General features: G+C 68.1%; 15 protein-coding genes. 7 read left to right on the plus strand and 8 right to left on the minus strand.

Annotated features, from left to right (window positions below):
• Positions 1-215 precede the first annotated feature (215 nt).
• Positions 216-2,762, minus strand: coding sequence for an ABC transporter permease (locus tag C1I99_RS05410; RefSeq protein WP_111133057.1), 2,547 nt, complete (start codon positions 2,760-2,762; stop codon positions 216-218).
• Positions 2,759-3,511, minus strand: a complete 753-nt coding sequence (locus C1I99_RS05415) for an ABC transporter ATP-binding protein (protein ID WP_233512344.1) — start codon at positions 3,509-3,511, stop codon at positions 2,759-2,761. The genes C1I99_RS05410 and C1I99_RS05415 overlap by 4 nt, the downstream gene beginning before the upstream one ends.
• A 110-nt stretch (positions 3,512-3,621) precedes the next feature.
• On the opposite strand from C1I99_RS05415, the gene C1I99_RS05420 reads away from it, so the two are divergent.
• The 3 genes from C1I99_RS05420 (at position 3,622) to C1I99_RS33160 (ending at position 5,776) form a co-directional block, all read left to right on the plus strand.
• On the plus strand, positions 3,622-4,860 hold the full coding sequence (locus tag C1I99_RS05420; protein ID WP_111133059.1) for a sensor histidine kinase: 1,239 nt from the start codon (positions 3,622-3,624) through the stop codon (positions 4,858-4,860).
• Entirely contained in the window at positions 4,850-5,509 is a 660-nt protein-coding gene (locus tag C1I99_RS05425; protein ID WP_199561977.1) for a response regulator, read from the plus strand. Before C1I99_RS05420 ends, C1I99_RS05425 begins: the two co-directional genes overlap by 11 nt.
• A 108-nt stretch (positions 5,510-5,617) precedes the next feature.
• Positions 5,618-5,776 (plus strand): hypothetical protein, encoded by a 159-nt coding sequence (locus C1I99_RS33160; RefSeq protein WP_199561978.1) that lies wholly within the window; start codon positions 5,618-5,620, stop codon positions 5,774-5,776.
• Between the two features lie 151 nt (positions 5,777-5,927).
• Here C1I99_RS33160 and C1I99_RS34530 read toward each other — a convergent pair whose 3' ends face one another.
• Complete coding sequence (locus C1I99_RS34530; protein ID WP_267897475.1) at positions 5,928-6,059, minus strand: hypothetical protein; 132 nt, start codon at positions 6,057-6,059, stop codon at positions 5,928-5,930.
• 206 nt (positions 6,060-6,265) lie between these two features.
• On the opposite strand from C1I99_RS34530, the gene C1I99_RS05435 reads away from it, so the two are divergent.
• On the plus strand, positions 6,266-6,937 hold the full coding sequence (locus C1I99_RS05435) for a S1 family peptidase (RefSeq protein WP_111133108.1): 672 nt from the start codon (positions 6,266-6,268) through the stop codon (positions 6,935-6,937).
• 56 nt (positions 6,938-6,993) lie between these two features.
• On the opposite strand, the gene C1I99_RS33165 is transcribed toward C1I99_RS05435, so the two are convergent.
• Positions 6,994-7,137, minus strand: coding sequence for a hypothetical protein (locus tag C1I99_RS33165; RefSeq protein WP_199561989.1), 144 nt, complete (start codon positions 7,135-7,137; stop codon positions 6,994-6,996).
• A gap of 101 nt (positions 7,138-7,238) precedes the next feature.
• On the opposite strand from C1I99_RS33165, the gene C1I99_RS33170 reads away from it, so the two are divergent.
• Together C1I99_RS33170 and C1I99_RS05445 are read left to right on the plus strand one after the other, a co-directional pair.
• Positions 7,239-7,475, plus strand: coding sequence for a hypothetical protein (locus C1I99_RS33170; RefSeq protein WP_199561990.1), 237 nt, complete (start codon positions 7,239-7,241; stop codon positions 7,473-7,475).
• 141 nt (positions 7,476-7,616) lie between these two features.
• A complete protein-coding gene (locus C1I99_RS05445) occupies positions 7,617-8,240 on the plus strand; it encodes a recombinase zinc ribbon domain-containing protein (protein ID WP_111133060.1) in 624 nt (207 codons plus the stop codon).
• 28 nt (positions 8,241-8,268) lie between these two features.
• Here the strand turns inward: C1I99_RS05445 and C1I99_RS05450 are convergent, their stop codons facing one another.
• The 3 genes from C1I99_RS05450 to C1I99_RS05460 all read right to left on the minus strand — a co-directional run bounded on the left by C1I99_RS05450 (position 8,269) and on the right by C1I99_RS05460 (position 12,804).
• Positions 8,269-9,633, minus strand: a complete 1,365-nt coding sequence (locus C1I99_RS05450) for an MFS transporter (RefSeq protein ID WP_111133062.1) — start codon at positions 9,631-9,633, stop codon at positions 8,269-8,271.
• Positions 9,634-10,322: 689 nt separating this feature from the next.
• Positions 10,323-11,117 carry a hypothetical protein gene (locus C1I99_RS05455; protein WP_111133064.1) on the minus strand — a complete coding sequence of 265 codons (795 nt, stop codon included), beginning with the start codon at positions 11,115-11,117 and terminating at the stop codon, positions 10,323-10,325.
• 109 nt (positions 11,118-11,226) lie between these two features.
• Positions 11,227-12,804 carry a cellulase family glycosylhydrolase gene (locus tag C1I99_RS05460; protein WP_111133066.1) on the minus strand — a complete coding sequence of 526 codons (1,578 nt, stop codon included), beginning with the start codon at positions 12,802-12,804 and terminating at the stop codon, positions 11,227-11,229.
• Between the two features lie 136 nt (positions 12,805-12,940).
• Here C1I99_RS05460 and C1I99_RS32615 point away from each other — a divergent pair, with 136 nt between their 5' ends.
• A complete protein-coding gene (locus C1I99_RS32615) occupies positions 12,941-13,114 on the plus strand; it encodes a hypothetical protein (protein ID WP_158553997.1) in 174 nt (57 codons plus the stop codon).
• Between the two features lie 726 nt (positions 13,115-13,840).
• On the opposite strand, the gene C1I99_RS05465 is transcribed toward C1I99_RS32615, so the two are convergent.
• Positions 13,841-16,840 carry a glycoside hydrolase family 3 C-terminal domain-containing protein gene (locus C1I99_RS05465; RefSeq protein WP_325049192.1) on the minus strand — a complete coding sequence of 1,000 codons (3,000 nt, stop codon included), beginning with the start codon at positions 16,838-16,840 and terminating at the stop codon, positions 13,841-13,843.
• Between the last annotated feature and the right edge of the window lie 66 nt (positions 16,841-16,906).

Genomic DNA, 16,906 nt, shown 5'->3' on the forward strand with positions numbered 1-16,906 from the left:
CATGGCGAGGCTCCCGGTCGGGGCTTCGAGTCTTGGTCGACAGCTGTCCTACCTGGAGCCTCGCACCCATCGATCACCAGGCCTGCCGCACCCGTCCCGAGCTGCAAGATCAGCTTGGAAAAGGCTCAATGAGCTGCAAGCCCTTCACATTCGGGTCGGCTCCAGCCGCAACCCCCGCTCAACTTCGGAGAGCCGGGATGACCCGGCCGCGCCGGTCAGTCGTGCGCGATCGCCCGCAGGACGTCCGTGCGGGCGGCCCGGACGGCCGGTAGCGTCGCGGCCAGCACGCCAATCACCACGCCAGACGCGAGGTAGGCGGCGAGGAAGGTCCACGGCAGCGCTAGCTCGGTGATGCCCTCGGCGCGCAGCGCCCGCGCCACCGCAGCGCCGAGTCCCGTGCCGACGGCGACCCCGAGCAACGCGCCGAAGATGGAGATTGCCACTGCTTCCGCGGTGACCATCTGCACCGTCTGTCCGCGGCTGAGGCCCACCGCGCGCAGCAGGCCGAGTTCCCGGGTGCGTTCGAGCACCGACAGGGCCAGTGTGTTGACCACGCCGAGCGTTGCGATCAGCATGGCTACGGCGAGTAGCACCTGCAGCAGCGCCAGGACGGTGCGGAAGACGCCGGTGACGATGTCAACGAAACCGGCCGGGTCGGTGACTACGGTTTCGGGACTGTCCGCCAGCAGCGAGTTCACCTGAGCGCGTACGTCGGCCTCGGACGCACCAGGGGCCAGCCGCACCAGCCCGGTGGAAGGCTGCTGCCGTGACAGGTCCGGCACCACCGAGGCGGGCATGAGCCAGCCGCCCGACCAGTCGCTGCGATAGGTGCCGGCCAGGGTGAAGGTGCGGCTGCGGCCACTGGCGAAGGTGATCTTCACTGGGGAGCCGATTTGCAGGTCGAGGTCAGCAGCGGTGTCGGCGTCTGCGGCGACCTCGTCGGGTGCGAGTGGGCCGAGGGAGCCGGCCACGTGTTCGACCTTGACCGTCGACCACCAGGCGGCGATGTCATCGACCGCGATGATGCCGGTCCGACCACGGGCGGTCAGTGCCAGGTCGTCGTAGACGCCGGCGACGGCGGCGACGCCAGGCAGTGCCCGAATCCGGTCGAGGATGGCCGGGTCGAATGTCTGCGGGCGATCGGTGCTCGTGGGCTCGGTGAGGATGAGGTCGGCCCGGTAGTAGTCGGCCGCCGTGCTGTGGAAGCTCGCGGTGGCCGAGGTGAGCACGACGTTCACCGCGGTGACCAGCGCGATGCCGACCATCAGCGCCGCCGCGGTGCTCGCGGTACGACGCGGGTTGCGGCCGGCGTTGAGCCGTCCCAGCCGTCCGGGCGGCGACCAGGCGAACAGTCGGCCGATCAGGTTCACTGCGGGCCGCGCGATGAGCGGGGTGAGCAGCGCCGCGCCGACGAAGCTCGCCAGGACGCCGCCGAGGACGGTGCCCAGCGGGATGTCGTCGGTGCCGTCGGCGAACGCAATGACGAGCAGGGCAACGCCGACGGCACCGATCACCGCGCCGGCCACGGTCAGCCTCGTGAGCGGACGGTCGGGGGCTGAGATGGCACGCAGCGCGGCCATCGGTGGTACGCGGGACGCGCGCAACGCCGGTCCGAATGCTGCAACCACGGTGACCGCCAGGCCGAGCGTGACGGAGGTGAGTACCGCCGCCGGCGAAACGGTCGCCGCGCTCAGTCCCACGTCGCCAACGGCGGTGTTGCCGGCCAGCCGGGGCAGCAGCACGGCGATGCCCACGCCGAGCGCGGCACCGGCCGCCGAGGCGGCGAGTCCGACCAGTAACGCCTCTACGAACACTGAGCCGATCACCTGTCGGCGGCGGGCGCCCAGAGCGCGCAGTAGCGCGAGTTCCCGGGTGCGCTGCGCGATGACAGTCGAGAAGGTGTTGAGGATTAGGAAGACGCCGACGAACAGGGCGATCCCACCGACGGCCAGCAGGATCTGGGTGATGGTGGCGAGGTCCTCCCGCGCCGACTCGGACTGGGTTGCGCGCAGGTCGTCGCCGGTGCGGACGACGACGTCGTCACCCAGGGCGCTGCGGAGCCGATCCCGCAGGACGGCGGGGGTGACGCCGGGGGCGGCGCGGACGTCCACCGCGGAGTACACATCCGGTCGGCCGAGCATGAGTTCGGCTGCTACCGACTCGTGGAAGGCGATTTCGTGGGTGCCGCCCACGCTGTCCCGGTCTCCGCGGTAGCCGATGATGCCGACCACGGTGAACATCTGCTTCGGTCGCTGGGTGAGCACGGCCGCCCGGTCGCCGACCTGCATACGGGCGGCCCGGGCAAGCGCCGCGTTGATTGCGATCTCGTTCGGCGCCGCTGGTGCGCGGCCGGCCCGCAACCGGATCAACCCGCGCTCGCCGGTCCAGTTCGTGCCCAGTCGAGGCCGGTTGAAGCTGGTCCCGATCACCTTGCCGTCGGCCCCGACGAGCCGGGCGCCGTCCTCGCTCACCACGCCGGTCGCCGTGGCCACGCCTGCGACCCCGGCGACCCGCCGGACCAGGTCGGCCGGCACCGGTGTGGTGGCCGAGTGCTCGCCGATGCCGGGCAGCACCTGCTTCGCCATCACCTGAACCTGGGTGTCCCCGTGCAGGCCGGCGTACAGATTGCGTAGCGACCGGCCGAGGGTGTCGGTGACCACGAGCGCCGCCGACATGAACATCACGCCCAGCACGACCGCCAGCGCCGATAGCAGCATCCGGAGCCGGCGCGAGCGCAGGCCGGCGAGGGTCGCCCGGATCATCGGGCCGCACCCTGGGTGTCCAGACGCTTCATCGTCTCGAGTACGGCGTCGGTGGTCGGGGCGGCGAGGTCCTCGACGACCGTGCCGTCGGCGAGGAAGATCACCCGGTCGGCGTATGCGGCGGCGGTGGGGTCGTGGGTGACCATCACGATCGTTCGGCCGAACTCGCGGACCGACCGGCTGAGGAAGCCGAGCACATCGGCGCCGGATCGGGAGTCGAGGTTGCCGGTGGGCTCGTCTGCGAACACCACCTGGGGCCGGGTGATCAGGGCACGGGCGCAGGCGACACGCTGTTGCTGGCCGCCGGAGAGCTGGTCGGGCCGGTGGCCGAGACGGTCGCGGAGGTCGACCGTGCCGACCACCGTGTCGAACCAATCCGGCTCGGGTCTGCGGCCGGCGATCGCGAGCGGGAGCAGGATGTTCTCCCGGGCGGTGAGCGTGGGCAGCAGGTTGAACTGCTGGAAGATGAACCCGATCTGCTCGCGTCGCAGACGGGTCAGCTCGGCGTCGCGTAGCCCGGTGACGCGGGTGGCGCCGATGCGGGTCTCGCCACGGGTCACCGTGTCGAGGCCGGCCAGGCAGTGCATCAGCGTCGACTTGCCGGACCCGGAGGGGCCCATCACGGCGGTGAACCGGCCGCGCGCGAGTTCCACGCTCACGTCGCGTAGCGCGGTCACCTCGGCGGCGCCGCTGCCGTACACCTTCCACACGTTGTCGGCCCGCACGGCCGGTTCGTTCGTTGTCGTCACGACCTCAGTCAAGCGGCCGTACGCACCGCCCACACTGTCCCCAGCGGGGGGGCCGAAGGTGTATCCAGCTATACCGTGCCGCCGGCCCCGCGCCGGTAGTGTGGGCCGATATGCCGGTCAGCACCGCGTTGGATGCGCTGTCGCTGCCGCCGACGCGGCTGGTGCGCAGCTCGTGGCCCTGGCGGTCGGCGCTCTACCTGGCGGGTGGCGCGCTGCCCGGCGTGCCGGCGATTGTCCTGCTGATGCGGTACGGCATCGAGGAACCGCTGCCGGTGCTGCTGGCCGCGGTGTCGACGCTGGTCGCGGGCACGATCGTCTTCGGCAGGTTGGAGCGGTGGCGGCTGCGCCTCGTCGACAACGTGCCGTTGCCGGACGCGCACCGGCCACTCCATCGGCGAGGCTGGCGGCACACACTGCGGGTACGACTATACGAGCAGGTCACCTGGCGCGAGATCGGCTTCACCGGCATCTCGACCGCCGTCCTGTGCTGGCTGGACGCGGTCGTGCTGGCGTGCATGGTGGGCTATCCGACAGCCGCCCTGCTCAGCCCACTCCACGAGCGAGACAACCGCCCCTTGGCGACTCTGGTATCGGTGGGAATGGGCGTAGGGCTACTGGCCGCGGCACCGTACGTGGTGACCGCCTGGGCCGGCGCCCGGGCCGCGATGGCGCGGGCGCTGCTCGGGCCTCGGGAGTCGGACCGGCTCGGTGAGCAGCTGGTCGAGGTGACCCGGTCGAGGGCGCGGCTGGTGGATGCGTTCGAGGGGGAACGCCGCCGCATCGAGCGCGACCTGCACGACGGGGCCCAGCAGCGGCTCGTGGCCCTGAACGTGTACCTTGGCCTCGCCCGGCTGGAGGTGCCAGCCGGGTCACCGGCGCACGACCCGCTGGTCAAGGCGCACGAGCTGGCCCGGCGGGCACTGAGCGAACTGCGCGAACTCATCCGCGGCGTGCACCCCCAGGTGCTCACGGACCGCGGGCTCGCCGCAGCACTGCAGGACCTTGCCGGGCGCTCGCCGGTGCCGGTCGACGTCGACGTCCGGCTGCCCGGCCGGCTTCCGGCGTCCATCGAGGTCACCGCGTACTTCGTGGTCGGCGAAGCGCTGACCAACATCGCCCGACACAGCCGGGCCAGTCGGGCCGCCGTCACCGCGGGCCTGCACGGTGACCGGCTGATACTGCGAATCAGCGACGACGGGGTGGGCGGTGCCGATCAGCAGGCCGGGACGGGACTCGCCGGACTGGCCGACCGGGTGGCGGCCGTCGGGGGAACGATGTCGCTGTTCAGCCCGCCGGGTGGGCCGACGCTGGTGCAGGCCGAGTTCCCGGGGTGGTGCGATGAAGGGTGACCGGCGGGTGATCGTCGCAGAGGACGACGTGCTCACCCGCGAGGGGATCACCAGTCTGATCACCCGGTTCGGGCATCGGGTGGCGGCCTCCGTCGGTGACGCCGACGCCCTCGTCAACGCGGTACACGAGCACCGGCCGGACGTGGTGGTCACCGACGTACGGATGCCGCCCACCTTCACCGACGAGGGGTTGCAGGCCGCGTTGCGGCTGCGTCGGGATGATCCCGGCCTGCCGATTCTCGTGGTAAGTCAGTACGTCGAGCAGACATACGCGGCGGAGCTGCTAGAAACCGCCCGCCCCGGCACGGCCGGCATCGGCTACCTGCTCAAGGACCGCATCGGCGAGGCAGTCGAGTTCATCGAGGCGCTTGACCGTGTCGCCGACGGGCACACAGTGGTCGACACCGAGGTCGTACGCCAGCTACTCAGCCGGCGCCGCGACCCGCTGACCCGGCTCACCCCCCGGGAGCGCGAGGTCCTCGGCCTCGTGGCAGAGGGCCGGTCGAACGCAGCAATCGCGCGGGCCCTGTTCATCACCGAGACGGCAGTGGCCAAACACATCGGCAACGTGTTGATCAAGCTGGACCTGCACCCCGACGAAGACGACCATCGCCGGGTCCGAGCCGTGCTCGCCTACCTGCGCGACTGACGACAGACTCGGTAGCGGCGATACGGCGCCGAGAAGGCCTGTACGGTGCCGATACCTGTCGCACGTGCTGTGAGCTGGGCCCCGCGAGGTTGTGGCACCTTCGTGGTCATGGTGTTCCGATTGATCTACCTGGTCACGATTCGCATGTTCGACGCCCTGCTACGCACCGCCCGCAGCGACAACGCCGTGCTCGCGGAACTGCTGGCCCTGCGCCATGAGGCCGCGGTGTTGCGCCGTCAGATCCACGGCCGACCACGGCTGTCCTAGCCGGACCGGGCGATCCTGTCCGCGCTGACCCGGCGCCCGCCCCGCGCGGTCCGCGCCCACCGGATCGTGACCCCGGCGACCCTGCTGGCCTGGCACCGCCGGCTGATCCAACGCCGCAGGACCTACCCCCACCACGGCGGCCGACCGCCCGTCAGCGGTGTCGTTGCGGGGCATCCCGGAACTCGACGATGGCGTGCTCGCGGCGCGGGCGTACCTGTACGAAGTTGTCGGCGAACCCGCCCCGGGCCAACCCGATGTAGTGCCGGTTGCACTTCAGGCGCACCCCCGCCGGGGCGGCGACACGATATGACCCGACTGGTATTTATTGATGCTTGTCAGTGCACTGCGGGGCACCTTAGCGTGAGGGCATCCAGCGACATGAGTCGATTACTTGACCGGAACGGGCGTACGGCGCGGGAGCCCTCGCCGCCGCACGCCGGTTCGACCTGGCCCCGGACATCCCCGCGGGCGCACCCGGAAGGAGCCCTGATGCGCATCCGACGCACGCTCGCGGCGGTCGCCGTCGCACTCACCGGCGCGTTCGTCGCACCGACCGCCGTCTCCGCCGCACCACAGCCGATCATCGGTGGCGGGACGGTCTCCTCAGCCCCCTGGGCCGCCGCGATCTTCCAGAACGGCTCGTTCGCCTGCTCCGGCTCGATCATCGCGTCGCGCTGGGTGCTCACCGCCGCGCACTGCACCGCCAGCGGAATGTCGGTCCGGGTGGGCAGCGTCTACTACGCCTCCGGCGGCGTCACCCGTACGGTCACCTCGTACTCCACCCGCTACGACCTGGCGCTGCTCTACCTGAACAGCGCGGTGAGCACCACGTACGTGACGCTGGCAAGCAGCAACCCGCCGGTCGGCTCGACCAACTCCATCTACGGCTGGGGTCGTACGTGCACCAACTGCGCGGCGTCCAGCCAGCTCAAGACCGCCACGGTCACGGTGAGCAGCCTGAACGCCACCGACGCGTACGGCGGCCCGGCGATCCGCAGCACTCGTGGCGACGGCGTGGCGTGGCGGGGCGACTCCGGCGGCCCGCAGTTCTACAACGGCCAGCAGGTCGGCGTCTGCTCGACCGGTAACGGCTCGACCTACCAGAACTACGGCAGTGTGGCCGCCAACCGCAGCTGGATCATGTCGGTGGCCGGGGTCTGATCGGTCTCCCTTACCGCGAACACGGGGAGGTGCCACCACCCGGTGGCACCTTCCCATCAGCTGCTCGGCGGCCGGCGCGGGCGGAGCAGCCCGTCCCGCCGGCGACGCCAGCCCTTGATCGCGCCGATGATGACGCCCTTGATGAAGTGGCGCTGGATGAACGGGTAGACCATGACGATGGGCAGCACCGTGATGACCACGACCGCGGCCTGCCCACGCGCGCGCTGACCCGGCTCGGCCGAACGGACCGGCTCTGGCCGCAGGCTGTTGGCCCCTGGCCGGCCCCTGTGCCAACGACGGGGTGGACGTCGGCTGGGCGCCGGTCGACGATCCGGTCGGGTTCGTCTACGACGAGGACGGGCTGATCGTCACGGACCGTGACGCGCAGGTCCACGGCGCGGTGGCCGACCTGTTCGCCGAGTTCCACCGCACCGGTTCCGCCTTGGGGGTGGTGCGTGCCTTCGCGAAGACCGGCCGCTTGTTCCCGCAGCGGGCCTGGGGTGGCGCCCGAGCCGGCAAGCTGAAGTGGGCAAGTTGACGCACGCCCGGGTGTTGCAGGCGCTGAAGAATCCGACGTACGCCGGTGCGTACACCTTCGGCAAGTCTCGGCATGTGCGCAAGGTGCAGCCGGACGGTAGCGTGCGTACCTCGCGCCGCAAGCGGGCCGGTACACGAAGGTGTGGCGCTGTGCCAGGGCATCATCTTCTGCGGGATCTGCGGTGGCCGGGTCGGCACCCGATACGACCGCCGCGACCGCAAGATCAGCTACACCTGCCAGGTCAAGGACTCCGCCCGCATCCGGCAATGCCGCACATTCGACGCCTCCACGATCGATAAAGCCGTTGGTGATCTGTTCCTGAGCACTGTCACCGCGCAGCAGATCCGGTCGGCGTTGACCGCTGCGGAAGAGGTCGTCGACCGGCACAGCCGCACCCACCGCGCGGCGGAGCTGGCGGTGCAGCGCGCCCGCTACGAGGCCGACCGCGCAGAGCGGGCGTTCAGCAACGTCGAGCCGGAGAATCGTTTGGTGGCAAGGACGTTGGAGTCTCGCTGGGAGACCAAACTCGCCGCGCTCACCGAGGCAGAGGCCGCCCTGGCGACCGCTAAGGCCACCAAGCCGCTGCTGCCGGCCACCGGCGCTGCGGTCGTTGGCCGCCGATCTGCCCCGGCTCTGGCACGCCGAGACCACTGGGACCCCGCCACGCAGGAGATCTACCGGCAGAAAGTCGCCAACTCGTTCAGGCTCAGACCGGTCTCGCCGACGCAACGCACGCGAACCCCACCGACGCGAGGCGACCTCTGATCCCGTGTCGGCGCACGGGTCACCGCGCTCAGTCAGACAGGGCATGATCGGCACCGGTGTCGCGGCTGCCGGCCTCCTGCGCCTTTGGGCCGGCGGCCGCCGCCGGCACGTCCTTTGGGAACGGAAGTTCCCGTCCCAGACGTGCCAGCGGGGACAGTGCCATCAGAAGTGGTGACAGCACCATGCCGGCGGCCGCGACCAGCAGGGTGTTGCGCAACCCCCAGCCGTCGGCGAGATAGCCGCCGAACAGCGAGCCGAGCGGGGTCAGACCCATGCCAGCAAACGTGATCGTCGCGGCGGCGCGGCCTTGCATCTTGTCCGGGGTGATGGCCTGCCGGATGACCATAACCGTGACGTTGACCAGCTGGCCAAAGACCCCGAACACGAAGTTGACCGCGATGAGCGAAGGGATCGTCACCGCCGAGGGACCGTGCAGCGCCGGCACACACAGCATTACGCCGTCGCCGACCGCCGCCGCGCACACGAGCACCGCGCCGTAACCGAACCGGCTCGGCAGACGAGCGGCAAGCAGCGATCCCACGAGCGCACCCGGTCCCATCGCCGCGAGCACCAGACCGATGGCGGTGCCGGACAGGCGCAGCTCCCGTGGCAGGAAGAGCAGATACGCCGTCATCATGGCCGCGAAGGAGAACTGGAAGGCCGCCGAGGCGAGGCTCACAGGCCGCAGCGAGGTATCGCTGACGACAAAGCGGAGGCCCTCGATGATTTGCTGCCCTACCTGACGGGGACGGTCCGTGCGCCCGGGGATCGGCTCGCGGCGGCGGATCCGGCGGATTGACAGGAACGAGAACGCGAAGAACAGCGCGCTGGACACGACAGCGATCGGCGCCGACAGCAGCGACACCAACGCACCGCCGAGGGCAGGGCCGCCGACTTGAGCCGTGGACCGGCTGCCCTCGACGGCGCTGTTGGCCCGCGTCAACTGATCGCGTCTCAGTAGTCGTACGAGAGACGCCTGGTAGGCCACGTCGAAGAACACCGACAAGGCCCCGACGGTGAAGACGACCACGAACAGCGCTGGCAGGCCGAGCCCACCGAGGAGGCTGGCCACGACGGCTCCGCCCAGTACCAGGGCTCGGCCGAGATCCGCCGACACCATCACGGTTCGGGTCCGCCACCTGTCCACCCATGCGCCGGCGACCAGCGAGAGCAGCAGGATCGGCGCCTGCCCCAGCGCGCGCAGGGCTCCCAGCTCGCCCGCATCGGCGTTGAGGGTCAAGACGGCGATCAGGGGCAAGACCACCAGGCTCGTGTGCTCGCCCAGTTGTGAGGCCGTTTGGCCGATCCAGAGCCGGCGGAAGTCGCTGTCCCGCCACAGGCTTGGCGGAGCGGAGCGACCGGAATCGGATGCAGCGGAGGAAGCGGATGGCACAGAGACCCCTTGGGTTGCCAAGGACAAGGCCCGCCACCGGCGGTGCGACAAGCGCACTGACGGGTCAGACGGGTAAGGCTCGCTGTGCCGCGCGGATCAAGGGGCAGCACGCGATGACCGGCCAATAGCGGCCTACAACGTCAACGCGTGCTCGAACGACCGACCATGTCTCAGCTCCTCGTGGGTCACTCGCTGCCCGGACACTAACCCTCGGCGGCCCGCCGCGAAAGGCGATTTGAGGGCCGGCGCGCAAACGGTGCTCAGGATTCGTTCTAGTGGGCGGTTGGCGCCGGTATCGGCCAGGGTTGCGGTGCCTGCAGATGCCGGCTCGTACAGCGAGTCTGGGAGCGTTGCGGAGCAGCGGCTGCCGGTCGCGGTGGGCTCTGCCTCGGGTTGGTCGAACTGTTCGCCTGCGGCGCGTGCGCTGCAGCCCACCGGCCGACGACCGCGTGTGCTAACACCTGTGTGCACGTTCGGCCAGACGTCGCTGTGCACATCGGCGTCCGCGCCGACATCCCGAACAGCAACCGCAGAGAGGGCGGTATGAAGCACCCGTCGGGATTCGTGCGCTGGTGCGGTATCGGGATCATGTCGCACTGATGCTCCTTACGGTCTGATGGGCCAACCGATTGACCGTGACGTACCCGGCCGCGTGCGGGCGGGGATCAGGCGACTGCCACGACCGACGTTCAGCCCGCGGCGCAGTCCTTGGGTGATCTGCTGGATGAGCACGCCCGCAGGATCATCCCCAGCGCGTTCGGCTTGGACTGGGTGACGTAGCGGCGCATCAGCCCGGAGATCTTGACGACGTCCCACAGCAGGCAGACGACGATGAGCAGGTTCATGACCGCTGCGGGTTCGCCACCTGGTATCGGCAGACCCAGCACGCGCAGGTTGCTGTCTGGATTGAGGAAGATCCTCAGCGTGGTGTGCAGGGCGACCGCCTGGATGACGACGGCGCCGAGCGTGCCGAGCATGGTGCGCCACCACAGTTCTGCGGCTCCCTCGGCCTGTGGGGTGCCGTGCAGGGCAAGAGCAATGGGTGCGATGCCGACGGCGACGACGAGCACCCCGAGCCGGATGATCCACTGCACGAGCAGGGTGCCTGTGAGCACCGCGATCAGCAGGCCGATGAGCAGCAGCAGGAAGCTGACCGCGTTCGCGCCGGTCTGGCCGTCCAACGCGCTGACCGTGGTGGCGCGAAGCTGGTGCATCGAGCCGGGTGCGGTGATGTCTTGGCTGGTCAACGCGGCGGTGAACGCGTTGGCCAGCCCGATGACGGTGGAGCACAAGGGGATGGCGAAGTTGGCGGCGATCAGGCCGATGACCAGGCGAGGGATCAGCTCGCCTGGCCCGACCTGCGATTGGATGGTGTCACGGCCGATCACCAGGATGGCCGTCCACAGGAACGCCAGCACGTAGGAGACATTCACGACGCCCAGCGACGTGCTGGCGAACGCGGTGACCTGTAGCAGTTGGGTCACGTCCGGGCTGACGAAAGGTGGCGTCGGCGCGGCCGATGGCGCGCTTGGGTTCGGCCACGCCACCCTCCGCCCGATGTGGGCCGGGCGGAGGGTGGCGGCCACCCCCTGGCTAGGCCCGGGCCCACCGCTGGTTGGTGCCGCCGTGACAGGTCCAGACGATCACAGCGGTGCCGTTGGCGGTGCCGCCGCCGTTAACGTCCAGACACAGGCCGTTCTGGCCGTTGCTGATCGTGCCGTTTGTGTTGAAGGTCCACCGCTGGTTGGCCCCGCCGGTGCAGTCCCAGATCTGCGCCCGGGCGCCGGCGGTGGCGTTGGCTGGTACCTCCAGGCACTTGCCGAGCACCTGCAGCGTCTGCCCGTTCTGGGTGAACCGCTGGTTGGCGCCGGTGTGGCAGTCCCAGATCAACATCGGGGTGCCGTTGGTCGACGACCCCCCGTTGACGTCCAAACACCGGCCGGACGCCTCGCCGCGCAGCCGGAACGTAGCGGCCGCGGTGCTCATGATGGCATCAATAATGCCCTGTTGGGTCACCGTAGCGGAGCTTCGATTGAATAGCCCGAACCCGTATTGCCCGTTGTAACCATTGTCCCAGTAGACGGGGGCCGCTCCATATTTCTTGGAAGTGGCCACCAAGGTGCGCGCAAAGTCCGCCCGATACCTGTTATTCGCGGAATCGAACGATGTCTTATCAATCGAACCGTATTCGCCGACGACTACTGGATATCCTCTCACGACGAAGGTATCATGCATTTTTTTCAGCTGCGCATCCATATAGTCTTCCTGTCCCCAGGTCGACGTTCTTGATGGATTGGTCGCACCCGGCCCCCACTGCGTGATAGTGCCGTTTTCCGCTCCAGCGAAGTCCCACGGGTCATAATAGTGAACGGAGATCATGATACGCTGTTCATTACTCGGAATAGAGGGCGACCGGTATTGATCTGTTGGAAGCACGAATCCGTAGTTCCCCGCGGTGTATTCGATATTCGTGTTCCAACCAGGGACAAGCAGCCATCTTGAACTATTGTTCCCACCGGTCCTTCTTACGGTGTCCACGAAGATCTGGTTGTAACTGTTGATGTTTGAGTAGCACGGTTCAGTCGGGCGGCCAAACTGCCCGTCAAAGTTTTCGTTCATGGATTCGAATATCAGGTGCTGATCGTAATTTTGGAACCTGGTCGCGATCTGTTGCCAGGCTCTCTGATACTTGGCCTTGATGGTTGTTTGCGAGGATGCATCACAGATAAGCCAGGAACCCTCGACGGTTTTGTAACCGTCTCCATGCATGTTAATCATTACATACAGGCCCCGGTTATAGGCATAGTTGACGACTTCCTGGATCCGGTTCAGCCACGAGGAATTAATCGTGTAATCCGGGCCAGGCCCTATATGTCTCAAATAGGAGACCGGGATCCGGATCGATTTGAAACCCGCCGCCTTCACCCTGTCGATAAGGGCTTGCGTGACGACCGGGTTGCCCCATGCCGTTTCACTGGGGATTCCGTTGATGTTGGCTTCCAGCGAGTTTCCCAGATTCCAGCCAGTGCCCATGTCAGCAACAATTTGCGAAGCGCTCAGCTGGGCCATGGTGTCGGCCGATGCCGGATTCGCCAAGCCGGACACAGATCCGAAGAATGCCAACATAACGGCGAGGAAAGTTAATTTGGCCTTCCTTACTTTTGAACCCATCGGTATCTCTCGCTTCCAGTCTTAAGGTGTTGAACCAAGTAGATCTACGTGGCTGGCTGCGCAGCCGCGCACACGTGGTGCCGCCACCCCCGATCCGCCGTCGCCGCACGAGACGGGTAGTTGTTGATGAGCGAAGGTGAGCGCTCCGGTCCGGACGTTGCGGATCGTCCAGCCGCCGTTCGATTTGTTGGGCGACGACCCAGTCGTGGTCGTGCCGGTGCACTCTGCCGGCCGGCCGGGCGGCGGGACCGACGCGCTCGGGCTCGGCGGGCCGGACGGGGTCGTGTCGCCGGTGATGACGTCGAGGTAGTCGATGTTGCGGAGACGGTTAGTGGTCGTCGCGACCAGCCGCAGGGTGTTGTTTCCCACGGCCAGCTGGACCGGAACGGTCTTGGTCGCCCACGTCGTCCACGCACACCGCCACAGACGGCGGGTGGGAACTCCGCCTCGTACGGTCATTCCCGACCTCCAGTGTGAGCCGCTCCCTCGTCTTGCGACGGCTACAGACGGTATGACGGTCGTCAGCGCCGCTGCCTTCACCGTGCCGTCGCCTCGCTGGCTCCAGCAACGAGATGTGTCAAATAGATTGACGGGAGGAGGCAAAACTGTCAACCGATTCGATCGATCCCCGGCGGGGCGTCGCGGCCTCTCTCGCGACGGCCGACCCTCCGGCTGCGCTCGTCCACAGCATCGTCCGCGGTCAATTGACATCGGAACGTCCGGCAGCAACCGCTTCCTGTCACGCGCCCGAAACCTGCTTGGGAGCGCTCATAGCCGAAGACGGCCGGAGGACTCGGCCTTCCACTGGTGGACCGCGCTGTCTCCGGAGCTAGGCTGCGACCCGATGGCCAGCTCGACCTGTGCGACCAGCGTCAACGGCAGCGGCTGGAACGACGGACTGATCTACTACGACCCCAACTACGCCAGGAACGGCAACCAAACCCTGTACATCACGAAGCGGTTCTACGCGCTCGGGCAGTCCAGCAAACCCGCTTGGTCAACTGCTGCAGCAGCCCACCCTCACCGGTCACCTTCACTAACGGACGGAAAACGTGCTGATCCGCAGGTCTCCGCTGAACACGAGATATATGTCGTGCCGCCCGCTGACTCGGGTGAGCGAAGCGGTCGTCGTCTCGTAGCGGTAGATGTCCCCCGTGCTCGTCACCTGAGCCGTGCCGATCACCGGCCCGGTCACCGGGTCATCGAGCCGGATCTGGATGGTGGCGTTCCCCGCATCCACCCGGGACACCCGCGCGGTGAAGCTGCTCACGCCGCGGCCCAGGTTCACGTCCGCGAACTTGATCCAGTCGCCGGCGTCGATCCTGCCGACCGCGTCGCCGCGGACCTTGGTCTCGTCGACCAGCTCGATCCCCGCGTAGTCGTCGAAGTTCGCGGCGCGGGTCTCCTTCGACAGGTCGCGCGGCGGGATTTTCTCACCGACCACCCGCAGCGTGGTGCCCTGCCGGATGTCCGCCGAGGAGCCGCCAACCATCATGTCGTGGACGCTGCTCTCCAGCACCCACTTGTCCCGCGTGACGTCCCAGTGCACGAGGTCGGTCGCGCGCAACGGGATGTACACCGTCTTGGTCTCGCCGGGGCCGAGGTGCACCCGCTGGAAGCCGCGCAGCGCCTTGACGGGCTGCTTGTCCCGGGAGGTCCGCTGGTGGGTATACAGCTGCACCACCTCGTCGCCGGCACGTTGGCCGGTATTCGTGACGTCGACGCTGACCGTCACCGTCCCGCCGGACGCCAGCACCGGCGCGGACAGCCGCAGGTCGCCGTACCGGAAGGTGGTGTACGACAGGCCGTGCCCGAACGGGTAGAGCGGCGTACTGCGGTCGTAGAGGTACGTGCGGTCGGCCTTGATGATGTCGTACTCGAGGATGTCGGGCAGGTCGGCCTCCGACTTGTACCAGGTCTGAGTGAGTCGACCGGCCGGGTTGACGTCGCCGAACAGCACGTCGGCGAGCGCGTTGCCGGTCTCCTGCCCGGCGTGCGTGGTCCACAGGATCGCGGGGATGTTCTGCTGCTCCCAGTTGAGCGTCGTCGGGTAGCTGTTCTCCACTACGACGATGGTGTTGGGGTTGGCGCGGTGCACGGCCTTGATCAGCTCGGACTGGTTCTCGGCCAGCGCCATTGTGGTGCGGTCGAAGTCCTCGCGGCCGTTGATGAACGGCATGCTGCCCACCACGACAACCGCGGCGTCGGCTCCGGTTACCGCCCGCACCGCGCTTTCGATGCCACTGCTGATCATCTCCTGTTGGAAGCGGGCGGCAGTGGCGGCGGTGGGTGCGCCGAGGATGAGCCGACCGTCGTCCGCCACGGTCAGGTAGTTGTTCGGGCCCTCCCAGGAGTTCGGCGTCTCGTGTCCGGCGTACCGGATGACGTAGCTGCCGTCGCCCGCGCCCTCCAGTTTGAACTGCTGCTGGACGAACCAGCCCCGTGGCTGGTCGGCCCGGTTCACGAACGGGCTGGTGGCGCCGAAGTTCGCGCGTTCAACAAACATGCCGTTGGCGACGCTGCGCAGGGTCAGCACGCCCTGGCCCCAGCCGAACACGTCGAACTGCTCGGTCGCCGCGACGCCGGTGCCGCTGACCGTCAGGTTCTCACCGTCGGCGTCGGAACCCGCGGTGACGTACTTGCCCGTGGTCACCTCGCGCAGCGCGATCCGGTCCACCGCCTCGGTGTCTGCGATGGTGGCACCGCTGCCGAACTTCGCCTTGATCCCGTCCAGCGGGGTCACCTTGTACGGCATGTTGCCGCCGTACCAGTCGGAGTAGAGGCTCTTCGTCAGCGGCCCGACCACGGCGATCTTATCGGTCTTCGCCGGGTCCAGTGGCAGGGTACGGTCCGAGTTCTTCAGCAGCACCATCGACTCCGCCGCCGCCTTGCGCGCCAGCCGCTGGTGCGTCGGGCTGTTCACCACGTCCTTGGTGATCTTCGCGTACGGGCCGCCGTCCGGGTCGAACTCGCCAAGCCGGAACCGGATGCTCAGGAGGTTCCGCGCCGCCGTGTTCACATCAGACTCAGCGAGCAGGCCCTGGGCGAGTGCGCTCTTGATCGCGTTGATCGTCCTCGCGCTGTTGGTGTCGTCGGTGGTGAAACTGTCCACGCCGGCCTTCAGTGTGGCGGCGTCCGCCTGCGCGAGCGTCGAGTAGTACCTCTGGGAGCCGATCAGGTTGTTCGGCGCGAAGGCGTCGGTGACGTTCATCAGCGTCTCGTCGGTCCAGGCGCGGACCACGTCGTTGGCGTCGGCGTGCGCGGTCGCGGGGCGCCCGTTGACCAGGTTGTACGACATCATCACGCCGGTCGCGACGCCTGCCTGGATCGGCATTCGGAACCCGGTCTCGTAGTACTCCTTCTTCGCCCGGGGCCGCAGGCTCGACGACGTGGTGCTCCGCTTGAACTCGTTGTTGTAGCCGAGGTAGTGCTTCACGGTCGGCGCGGTCTTGAGGTACTTGGGGTGGTCCCCGCGCATCCCACCGGCGTACGCGGTCGCCATGGTGCCGGTCAGGTAGGGGTCCTCGGAGTAGCCCTCCTCGTTACGGCCGGCGCGCGGGTCACGCAGCGGGTCGACCACCGGCGCCCACAGGTTCAGGCCCCAGGCCAGGGGGTTCTCGGAGTTGTAGCCCCGGGCCTCGGAGCCGACCGCCGAGCCCACCTGCTTGATCAGCGCCGGGTTCCAGGTGCTGGCGAGCCCGATCGCCTGCGGGAACGTGGTCGCGGTGGCGGTCACCGTGCTGCCGTTGTTGTAGAAGTCGTTGGACCATGCGAGGCCGTGCAGCGCCTCGGTGCCGTTCTTGACCCGCTTGATGCCCAGTCGCGGGATCGGCGCCTGGTACTGATGTAGCAGCCCGATCTTCTCGTCAAGGGTGAGCCGGCCCATCAGGTCGTCGACCCTGCGCTCCAGCGGCAGGTTCGGGTTCCGGAAGGGATACGTGCTTTGCGCACTCGCCGGTACGGCGGCGCCGACGGTGGCCAGTAATCCGGCGACCAGCGCCGACACCACCCAGCGGACGCGCTTTCTCGATATCACGACACCGACCTCCTCAGGTCTAGTTTTGGGGAACGTGGGATTGTCGAAGCGATTCGATACCTATTC

The organism is Micromonospora deserti (assembly GCF_003236335.1).
Lineage (GTDB): Bacteria > Actinomycetota > Actinomycetes > Mycobacteriales > Micromonosporaceae > Micromonospora > Micromonospora deserti.

Coding starts and splice junctions, on each gene's coding strand:
- C1I99_RS05410 (WP_111133057.1), bottom strand. CDS start 2,762: ATGATCCGGGCGACCCTCGCCGGCCTGCGCTCGCGCCGGCTCCGGATG.
- C1I99_RS05420 (WP_111133059.1), top strand. CDS start 3,622: ATGCCGGTCAGCACCGCGTTGGATGCGCTGTCGCTGCCGCCGACGCGG.
- C1I99_RS05425 (WP_199561977.1), top strand. CDS start 4,850: ATGAAGGGTGACCGGCGGGTGATCGTCGCAGAGGACGACGTGCTCACC.
- C1I99_RS33160 (WP_199561978.1), top strand. CDS start 5,618: ATGGTGTTCCGATTGATCTACCTGGTCACGATTCGCATGTTCGACGCC.
- C1I99_RS05435 (WP_111133108.1), top strand. CDS start 6,266: ATGCGCATCCGACGCACGCTCGCGGCGGTCGCCGTCGCACTCACCGGC.
- C1I99_RS05460 (WP_111133066.1), bottom strand. CDS start 12,804: ATGGGTTCAAAAGTAAGGAAGGCCAAATTAACTTTCCTCGCCGTTATG.